This is a genomic window from Mesorhizobium sp. WSM4820, from assembly GCF_055811075.1.
Window position 1 is genome coordinate 262,525 of sequence record NZ_JBVVQN010000007.1, and the last position, 9,657, is coordinate 272,181.

General features: G+C 61.7%; 10 protein-coding genes. 2 read left to right on the forward strand and 8 right to left on the reverse strand.

From position 1 onward, the window contains the following. Window positions 1-45 precede the first annotated feature (45 nt). Window positions 46-1,086: an EscU/YscU/HrcU family type III secretion system export apparatus switch protein gene (locus AC0L2R_RS14270; protein WP_473509680.1), complete on the reverse strand. Its 1,041-nt coding sequence runs from the start codon at window positions 1,084-1,086 to the stop codon at window positions 46-48. An 84-nt stretch (window positions 1,087-1,170) separates the two neighbouring features. Between AC0L2R_RS14270 and AC0L2R_RS14275 the strand changes: the two genes are divergently transcribed. Further along, a complete protein-coding gene (locus tag AC0L2R_RS14275; RefSeq protein ID WP_473509682.1) occupies window positions 1,171-1,974 on the forward strand; it encodes a tetratricopeptide repeat protein in 804 nt (267 codons plus the stop codon). A gap of 493 nt (window positions 1,975-2,467) precedes the next feature. Here AC0L2R_RS14275 and AC0L2R_RS14280 read toward each other — a convergent pair whose 3' ends face one another. From AC0L2R_RS14280 to AC0L2R_RS14310, 7 genes are all read right to left on the reverse strand, one after another. Beyond that, window positions 2,468-2,917, reverse strand: a complete 450-nt coding sequence (locus tag AC0L2R_RS14280) for a hypothetical protein (RefSeq protein ID WP_473509684.1) — start codon at window positions 2,915-2,917, stop codon at window positions 2,468-2,470. Between the two features lie 13 nt (window positions 2,918-2,930). After that, complete coding sequence (locus tag AC0L2R_RS14285) at window positions 2,931-4,280, reverse strand: type II and III secretion system protein family protein (RefSeq protein ID WP_473509686.1); 1,350 nt, start codon at window positions 4,278-4,280, stop codon at window positions 2,931-2,933. A gap of 57 nt (window positions 4,281-4,337) precedes the next feature. Beyond that, entirely contained in the window at window positions 4,338-6,500 is a 2,163-nt protein-coding gene (gene sctV, locus AC0L2R_RS14290; protein WP_473509688.1) for a type III secretion system export apparatus subunit SctV, read from the reverse strand. Beyond that, window positions 6,497-6,808: a tetratricopeptide repeat protein gene (locus AC0L2R_RS14295; RefSeq protein ID WP_473509690.1), complete on the reverse strand. Its 312-nt coding sequence runs from the start codon at window positions 6,806-6,808 to the stop codon at window positions 6,497-6,499. Before AC0L2R_RS14295 ends, sctV begins: the two co-directional genes overlap by 4 nt. Before the next feature lie 17 nt (window positions 6,809-6,825). Continuing rightward, the gene (locus tag AC0L2R_RS14300; RefSeq protein WP_473509692.1) at window positions 6,826-7,155 is read right to left on the reverse strand and encodes a hypothetical protein; all 330 of its coding nucleotides are present in this window, start codon (window positions 7,153-7,155) and stop codon (window positions 6,826-6,828) included. Between the two features lie 107 nt (window positions 7,156-7,262). Further along, window positions 7,263-8,237 (reverse strand): SctD/MshK family protein, encoded by a 975-nt coding sequence (locus AC0L2R_RS14305; RefSeq protein WP_473509694.1) that lies wholly within the window; start codon window positions 8,235-8,237, stop codon window positions 7,263-7,265. Window positions 8,238-8,356: 119 nt separating this feature from the next. Next, entirely contained in the window at window positions 8,357-8,539 is a 183-nt protein-coding gene (locus tag AC0L2R_RS14310; protein WP_135901656.1) for a hypothetical protein, read from the reverse strand. A 211-nt stretch (window positions 8,540-8,750) separates the two neighbouring features. Here AC0L2R_RS14310 and AC0L2R_RS14315 point away from each other — a divergent pair, with 211 nt between their 5' ends. Continuing rightward, window positions 8,751-9,611, forward strand: coding sequence for a MurR/RpiR family transcriptional regulator (locus tag AC0L2R_RS14315; RefSeq protein WP_473509695.1), 861 nt, complete (start codon window positions 8,751-8,753; stop codon window positions 9,609-9,611). Window positions 9,612-9,657 lie beyond the last annotated feature (46 nt).

A 9,657-nucleotide genomic window follows, 5' to 3' on the forward strand; every position in this document is an offset into this window, starting at 1 on the left:
TGCCGCGCTGCTCAGGCATTGCGGCAAGGTCGGTTCGCGCATGGCTCAAGTGAGCCCGAGCCGGACAAGATGGCGTACGACCGGTGGGAACATCTCCTGGCCGATGTAAGCTCCGGTGTTCGTATTTTCGAAGAGTGGGCCGGCGACGGCCGCATCCTCGATCACCGGAATACCTGCCTGGCGTGCTTGAGCCGTCATCTCGTCAGCCGCTCGGCCCTGGCCCTTGCCGACGACCGTCGGCACCGGCGTTTCACCCCTGACGTAACGCAATGCCACTGAGCGGTCACCGGACACGAAAACGATGACCGCGTTTTTCACGCCCAGCTTCGCCGGTTGCATCACGGCCTCACGCCGCTGTCGCTGCTGTTCATGTCGAATCAACGGATCGCCTTCGAGGTCCTTGTTTTCGCGCTTGTATTCGGTTGTCGTCATGCGCATGTCGCGCAGGAACAGCCAGCGCTGAATAGGAACATCGATCACGCCGATGACGACAAAGGCCAGGGCGGCGGCAATTCCAAGCGGTGTCAGCACCGCTTTGATAATTGGCTCCAGGCATGACGGAGCGCATCCCGGTGCATCGAAGAGCGGCTGCAGCCACGCGATCAAAAGGAAAGCGAACAGGCCGGCCAGCAACACCACCTTGGCCAGGCCTTTGGTGAACTCGACGACGTTGCGCAGCGACAGGATCTTCTGAAGACCCTTCGCCGGGTTTATGTGTTCGAATTGCGGCTTGAGCGGCTCAAACGAGAAGACCGGCCCGAACGTTCCCAGCATGCCGAAGACCACGGCGAGAACGACAACGATTCCGACCAGCGGCAAGGTGGCAAGCATCAGCAATGACAACGAATGGCGGATAGCCTGCAGGCTGACTTCAACGAACGAATCGCCGGGGGTGGTCACGGTCTGCACGAGTTCCGAAAGGTGCCCGAACAGCATCGGCCAGGCGAAATAAAGATAGCCAAGCGCTGCGAAAAGCGTGAAGCCGGAGGCCAGGTCGCGGCTCTGCGAAACCTGGCCTTTGCGACGAGCGTCGCGAAGCTTCTTGTCGGACGCCGGTAGTTTCTTTTCCTCAGCTTCTTCGGCCATGTTGCAATCTTATCGCACTGTTGTGGTTCCAGTCGGCCAGGGCCGTGTGTAAGGTGCGGCGGGCTTGAATACGGAGAGGTGGATATGCGGCTGCACATCGTGTTCTTGCCCGTCGTCGCCATGCTGGCGGTGACCGGTTGTCAGACGACCAAAACCGACACCGAGCAGGCAAAGGCACAGGGCCCGTCGTCGCAATCGGAGCGTCTGATCAAGCTTGCGGACGATATCCATGCGCAGGGAGACAGTGGCACCGCAATCGCGCTCTACCAGCGCGCGGCAGCGATGCCGGATGCCAAGCCGAGCGCCTTCGTCAAGGCGGGCGAGGCCTATATGCGAGCGGGCTATCCCGCCGAGGCGGCTAGAGCCTATCAGGCCGCGCTGGCAAAAGCGCCCAATGACGGAGGGGCAATGCTCGGGCTTGGCTCGGCGATGATGGAAACGGGCGATATCGATGCCGGCATGCGCGCGCTCGCGCAGGCCGCGCCGCTGGTCAACACCAGCAGCGCCTATATCAGGCTGGGCGTGGCGCAGACGTTCGCCGGCCAGACGGCGGAGGCGCAGACCACTTTTGCTCAGGCGTTGAAACTTGCGCCGGGGGATCTCGACGTCGAGAGCAACATGGCGTTGGCCGCGGCGCTCGAAGGCAATTCCGCCACAGCACTGCCGCTGGTCCAGAAGATCTCCGCCGCACCCAATGCGCAGTTGCACCACAAGCGCAACGTCGTCGTGGTCTACGGACTTCTTGGCCAAGCCGACCAGGTCAGGGCCTCGCCGCCGATCGGCCTGGCGACCAAGGAGGTGAATACCTTGCTTGCGCGTGCCAGAACCATCCGGTCGAAGGGCAGCACACAGGCAAGGGCGAAAGCGCTCGGCTCTATCCTCGGCTAGAGCAATTCCAGGAAATGTGTGAAACGATTTTCCCGGGAAAAGCGCATAGCGCTTTCCCTGGGGAGTTGCGCCGAACCGCTCCATCTCCTTGTTTTTGCGTTTCTGTGAAAAGATGAACCGCTCTAGTGCCTCTGCACAGCGATTTTGACAGGTTGGGCCGATCGGCAGCGACCGTCGACAATTCCTCTCAGTCAATTTCAGTGGCAAATCGCAAACCTCTAGGATTGGCTGAAACATCCCTCCCTTCGTCATCCCAGGGTTGCGCCGCGTCGCTTCGCTCCTTGCTTCGCCCTGGGATGACGAAGACGTGGTGGCTTATGGCTAATCGCAAACCCTCGAGATTGGCAGGAGGAGATCGGTCGACGGCAACCATCACAGCCTCCTTCAGGCTCAGTCAAAGAACCAAACCCTCTGTGACGCGCAACCAAGCGGATAGCTGGTGCATGTCGCGACGCGAGGCGCTTTAGTCCACCGCGGGCAAGGCCGCATCGGCTCACTCGACTGGCAGCGTTGTTTGCGGCGTCGGCGGCCCGCTGTTGGCTCCACCGATCGGCGCCTCTTCGCCATTGAGGTAGCGCCGGGCGGCGTTTGCCGTCGGCGCCGCCGCCGCCGCCCCCATGCGCCGGCCCTCGACGAGGTCGCGCTGCCTTTCGGCCATGCGTTGAAGATTGTAGGCGTTGGCGCAGCCGGGCGGCAGGTGGGAGCCGACGCCGCGGACGATCGTCAGATCGGTCGCAGCCGCAGAACGGTCGTCATCGGCCGGTTCGTTCAGACATGCGTTGGGAGCAAGCACGGAGCCGCCGACGCCCTTCTCGGAACCGCCGGTGTCGGTCGACACATAGCTGTAGCCGGGAGAATAGTCCTGCGGCTGTTGCCGGATGTTGGCGCAGCCGACCACAAGCAGCACTGGAACAACTGAGCAAAAAGCGATGCGAAATGGCATGTCCGGTTCCCCGCTACTTGATGATCAGGCCCATCGCCGATGCGTCATTGGCGCGTTTCCTGTGGCGCTTGGCTGCCGGACGGTCGAGCGGTGTGGCGAGGCTGTCGCGCACCGGCTCGACCAGATAGGGCGTGATCAGGATCACCAATTCCGTCTCTTCGCGCTGGAAGCGCTGTGACTGAAAAAGCGGGCCAAGCACCGGCACATCGCCGAGAACCGGAAACTTTTCCAGATTACGCGAGGTCCGCTGCTGGAAAAGACCGGCGATCGCAAAGGTCTGGCCGCTCGCCACTTCGACCGTGGTGTCAGCCCTGCGCACGACGAAACTCGGCATGGCAAAGCCATTGGCGCTGACTGAGCCTGCTTCCGACAAGGAACTGACTTCCGGCTGAACATGGAGCGCAATGCGATCGCGGCCGATCAGCGTAGGGGTGAACCCGAGGGAAACGCCGAACGACTTGTATTGAACGGTAACGACGTCCGTTCCTTGCGGAATCGGAACCGGGATTTCGCCGCCGGCAAGAAAGCTCGCGGTCTGACCGGTCATCGCTGTCAGGTTCGGTTCGGCCAGTATCTTGACGACGCCGTTGCGTTGCAGCGCTTCGATGAGGATGTCGAAGTTGATGCCCTGCGCCTGGTCCATGCTCAAACCAAGATTGCCGGTGCCGGAGGGCACGCCATTGTCCTGGAACATGTTGAATTCAAAACCGCCGCTCCTGTACCCGACAGACCAGTCGACGCCGTACGACTGCAGCTCAGTGCGCGAGACTTCGGCGAAACGGACCCGGATGTTGACCTGCTGCGACCCCTGCACGGTCATGTTGTTCAGCGGCGGCTGTTCCGGCGGCGAGAACGTGCGGGCGATATTGTCGACATCCGTTGCCTCCTCGACGCCTCCTGCCTCGCCGGTCGCGACAATGCGGGTCCCGAAAATCGAGAGATTTGTCGCCGAGTTCGGCTGCATCGCGGCTTTCGCTTCGTTCGCAGGCGCGAGATCGGGGGTGACGCGGAACTGGGCCGTTGCCTCGACCCGCTCATCGGCCGTGATTGCAATGAGGTTGGTCAGGCCGGGCTTCAGGCCGAAGACATAGACCATCCCCGGCGACACGACCTGAAGGTCGGCGATCGTGGTGTCGGCGATCAGGACGGATTCGACGGGTTCATTGAAACGCAGCAGGCGTCCTTGCCCGACCGGCAGGTCGACCGTTGGCCGGCTCGGCAATGGCGACACATCCTGTGCCGTCGCGTCGGCATATGTGAACAAGAACGCCAGCAAGACGCCAACCGTCGCGATAGCGAGCCAGCGCATCCGCCCGGCGAAAGTGGCGGATCGAACGCCTGCTGCGGTATCGTGAATTGTCATGCCGTTCCCCTGTTGAGCATGTAGTTCCCCCAATTGTCCCAATCCGCCCGGCTGGCATCATGAGGCTGCCTCTTGTCCGGCTTTCGCCTCAGCCGATGGCAGCGACCGAGAGACGTTGCGTGCCATGCCCGAGCGGCCGGATATCGTGGCCAATGGCTGGACGTTGAATTCCTGTGCGAGTTCCCCGAAGGACAGGACCGGAAGTTCGATGGCATTGTGCGTGAGCAGGCTCCGCATATGACGGCGTACATCCATCGCCGCGAGGACGACCGGTGAGACATCGGTGGCGTTCTGCGACAAGGCTCGTTCGATTTCGGCGATCAATGCCTGTGCATCGTCATCCGAAAGGTTCAGGAACGTGCCGGTCGATGTGCTTTGCACCGCGTTTCGCAGGATATCCTCGGCCGAGCGCTGCAGAACATAGGCTGCGATGATGTTATTGCGGCCAGCGAAGCGGAAGCTGATCTGGCGTTTCAAGGACGTGCGGATATATTCCGTAAGCAGAACGACGTCTTGTTCGCGTTGACCCCATTCGATCAGCGCTTCGAGGATCAGGCGCAGGTTGCGGATCGGCACGTTTTCGCCGACAAGTCGCCGAAGCACCTCGGCGATTTTCTGCAGCGGCACGATCTCCTGCGCCTGTCTGACCAGATCCGCATAGTCCGGCTCCATGTCCGACAGCAGCCTGCGCGTTTCCTGGATCCCGACGAAATGGCCGGCATAGAGCCGAAGTGCATTTCCGGTCCATTTGGCCGCTGTTTGCGCTGGCGTGGAGAAGACGAAGCCGGCTTCCTTCAACGCCGAAAGGTGGCGATCGTCGACCCACATGAATTTGCGGTGACCGGCAATCGGAGAACCCTTTTCGTAAGTCACATCGAGCAGATCGAGATGCGTTGGGTCCGCTTCGACAAGAACGCGGTCGGCGGGGATTTCGGCATCCAGGATAGGTGCGCCCTCCAGATCGATGCGCATGCTTCTCGCTGAAAGCTTCTCGTCGACCTGCAGGCCGATGGCCGGAACGTCGACACCGAGATCGCCGAAAAGCTCGCGGCGCACGCCATCAGCGAGCGTGGCGAATTCGGGTTCCGGGACCGAGCGTCCGAGTTCGGTTCCGAAGCGCACGACGATGCGGGATGAAGAAGGCAGTGCAGCCACGGACGTTGATGAAAGCGACGCCGGTTTTCCAGCTTGTTCGGCCACCGCGGTCTGGTCGATATCCCTAAATTCGGCTTCCCGCGCGGTGCGGCGGTTGATGGCATAGGCGCCCGCGCCGAAGCAGGCACCAAGGATCAGGAACACAAGGGGCGGAAAGCCCGGCACTACGGCAAGGCCGATCATGATCACCGCGGCGAGTGCGAGCGCACGGGGGTCGCGCAGCAGCTGGCTGGTAATTTGCTTGCCAAGGTCGCTCGTGCCGTCCGAGCTGCCGACGCGCGTCACCATCGTGCCGGCGGCCACAGCGACAAGCAGTGCCGGTATCTGCGCGATCAGCCCGTCACCCACCGTGAGCAGTGAGTAGGTCACGGCGGCGTCGCCCAGCGACATATCGTGCTGCAGCGTTCCGATCGCGAAACCTCCGATCAGGTTGACCAGAATGATGACAATGCCGGCGATGACGTCGCCCTTGACGAATTTCATGGCACCATCCATCGCGCCGAACAGCTGGCTCTCACGCTCAAGCTGCTGGCGCAGCCGGCGTGCCTCCGCCTGATCGATGTCTCCGTTGCGCAACTCCGCATCGATGCTCATCTGCTTGCCGGGCAGGGCATCGAGCGTGAAGCGCGCGGCAACTTCGGCAACGCGTTCCGCACCCCGCGCAACCACGATGAACTGCGCAACGGTGATGATCAGAAAGATCACCAGGCCCACGGCAATACTGCCGCCGACGACGAAGCTACCGAAGGCGGAAACGATCTCGCCTGCGTCGGCCTGGAGCAGGATCAGTCGCGTGGTCGTGATCGTGATCGCCAGCCGGAACAAGGTGGCGATGAGGATGACCGATGGCAGCGACGAGAACTGGAGCGGATGAGAAACGTAAAACGAAGCCAGCAGGATAAGCACGCTGACGGCGATATTGGCGGTGATGAGAATGTCGACGAGGAAGGTCGGCAATGGAATGAGCATCATCACCACTGCAACGAGCATCAGGATGGCAATGACCAGATCGCTGCGGCGTGACAGCTTGGCAAGAAAGTGCAGAAGGCGCTCCGATACCGTCATTCGGCGGCTCGATGCGACAGGAAGCTCCGCAAGGCATTGTGCGCCTCGGCCTTGCGGCCGGCCACAAGCAACGCCCGGCTCTTCAGCAACGCCAGCGTCGGATGGTCCATTCCCTCCAGCGTCTCCAGCCTGGCAATGGTGGTAAGCGCCTTGTCCGCTTCGCCATCGAGTATGAGCAGATGCGCCAGCGTGCGCAGAACGCCGGCATTTCCCGGCGACAGCTGCGCCGCGATAAGCAGATATGCCGCGCCCCGCTTTGCCTGCCCGTGACACCCGTAGAGATAGCCCAGGACATGCAGCAGATGCACTGTGTCATCCGGATCAGTCAGGTTTCGATTCCTTCCTGTATCCGGCCAAGCAGATCGCGATGACGCTCGATTTCATCCTCCATCAGCGTTCTGGCAAGTGTCTTGAGTGGCTCGCCTCCCTCAAGGCCGGCAACCAGATGCGTTACAAAATGCTGGAGAATGGGTACCGAGCGACGCAGGATTGCAGGCTCGGGAATATTCGGCATGACGAAGTTGATGAGCGCCTCGTCGAGCGATTCGCCCGCCGTACCCCGAGAGGACTGGAATTCCGCGGTTCCTGGCTTTTCCGTGCCAGCGGCCGATGTCGTCCCCGGGGCCCGGCTTGCGGCCTTGTCGACGCCATTCATCCGCCGACGGTTGATTGCCTGACCGCGCACGCCTTCCGCCTGCCGCTCCTCGCGGCCGGTTGTGTCCATCCTTGCCGTATCGAATCGCGGCCCTTCAAGCCGGCGGTTCACGGATATTTCAGCGCGACCGTGGCGCCGCCCTTCGTCAGGAGAAGTTCCGTCTCGCCAATGCGCTTGATGGTCCAGCCGTCATTGGTGAATGCGCCTTCATGATAGCGTGCGCCGTCGGTGGCGATGACATAGGGCCGCTCGCCATACCAGATCGCCTGCAGCCTCAGGCGCGGAGCCTGCTCGGCGTTGCCGACCATGACATTGGAGGCGAGGGTGATGTGCGCGCCGAACGCCTGGTCGAACCAGGATTGCGTTTCGGTCCAGGCAGCATTCTTGTCATTGGCGATCATGCCCGAGACCACGAGCCGTCCAGGTGATTGCTGAACGGTCAATGTGCTGATGCCAGATTGCTCGAGGCGCAGCTTGAGCTGGCGTTCCGCGTCGGCGGCGCTGAGTGTCGGCGATGAATCGTCCAGGACACTCTGCGCGGCCTCGCCGGCGAAGGCCACTGTGATCGGTTTATCGGATAGCTTTTTGCCAATGTCCGGCTCGGCGAAGGAGAATCCATTGGCGGCGACGGAAACAGCGAAGACAGCAAAGAGAACGCTGCCCGCAACCAGCAGGGGGCGATTGGAAACAGACCAGCGATTCGGCGGGCGTTCCGGGTTGACCAGCCGGATATGGGCATCGCCGATGCTTATCGACAGCGGCAGCTTGCAGCGGCGGCCCTGGCCTTCACGGATGGTCTCGCCGGTGGCGAGCGTGACATCGCCGCCGACGGCTTCGATTTCAATCTGACTGCCCTTGCGCCGCAACCTTGCGTGGACCGGCGCGATGCCGGCGTCCCTGAGGACTATTTCGGACTCCGTGCTTGAGCCGACCGTATACAGAGGCTCCACCAGGCTGAGTTGGGCGCCCGCGTGAAATCCGTGCGTTACGCTGAGCGCAACGGAATGTCGCGATGCCGGGGTGCGGCCGTTAGCCCAATCTTTGCCGCTAGCCCAATCTTTGCCGTTAGAATGAGCGGTCATGCCACTTCATCTCCCGCTGATGACAATTCAGACGCAGCCTGACAACGGCATCGAAACGTTCGTGCCGTGGACGTGCGCCGCCGGATGCTTGCGGCGGCGCATGGTTCGAGAATCCCGCCTTAGGCCTTTTCAGCCGACTGGCCGAGCGTCTTGGCGGTGCTCATCAGCATGTCATGTTGGGACTTCGCGATCTCTTTTGTGATCTCGAGGCCAAACATGCGCTCCTGATGCTTGATCATCTTGTCCAGGTTCTGTTCCGGTGACCCGGCAGAGCCGGACGTAATGGGAGGGGTAGCAGCCATCAATTGTCTCCTTGAGGGATCATTCAAGTTTCAAACTCCGGAATCACGTCGACGCCGGCAGGTTGCGACACCAGCTTAGGGCAGCATGATCGAAATTGAAAGTCCACTTGGAATATATGAACCAGTTCGGTTCCAACTGTTGCATTGCCACCATAGGAGGAGTAACCTGCCATCGGGGGAAATGGGGTATGGCAGAATGGAACAAGGTCCTTTGGCGGAGCTGTTGGTCGAGCGCTTCGAGAATATGCCGCCGCAACTGCGGGTGGCGGCGCGTTTCGTGCTGGATCATCCTAAGGATGTCGCACTGATGTCGATGCGCGAGCAGGCGCACCAGGCCGGCGTTTCGCACAGCACGATGATGCGGTTGGCGCGATGGCTTGGCCTTGAAGGCTACGAGGATATGCGCAGCCTTTATGCGCGCGCGCTGCGTGAGACAGGCGCCGGTGAGCCGGCGCGACACGGTGCCGACCAGGGTGGCGTTCCCGGATATTCGACTGCAGGGGTCGTCGCCGACACGCTCGCTGCGCAGGTCTCAAGTCTGGGTGAGTACGGCAATGCCTCGCAATTCATCGCCGCCGCCGACCTCCTTGCACCGTCACGCAATCTGTTTGGTCTCGGCTCGCGCTCCTTCTATCCGGTCGCCAGCCACTTCGTTCACATCATGTCGTTTCTGGCCGGCGGCGACCGCAAGGTGACGCTTGTCGGCGAGATCGGCGGACATGGTCTGGATGCCTTGCAGGGGGCGGGGCGCGGCGACGTGCTCCTTGCTGTCGGGATGTCGCCTTATGAACGCATGACGATCGACGTGGCGCGCCAGTCGGCCAGGCAGGGTGTCGGCGTGGTGGCAATCACCGATAGCAGCGTGTCGCCGCTGGCCCGCATCGCGCGCGAGACCATCATCGTTACGGCAAATTCGCAGTCGTTCTTTCGCAGCATGGCGCCGGCGTTCGCCGCCGTCGAGATTCTGGCGGCGCTTACGGCTGCGCAGTCTGAAGTGAATGCTGCAGAACGAGTAAGAAAGTCGGAAGAGCAACTCGCTGCTTTCGGCATTTATTGGAAGCCGCCCCGTTAGGAAACAGGGCTTCCACCGTCGGGCGCGGGGGCGTTGACGGCAGGCA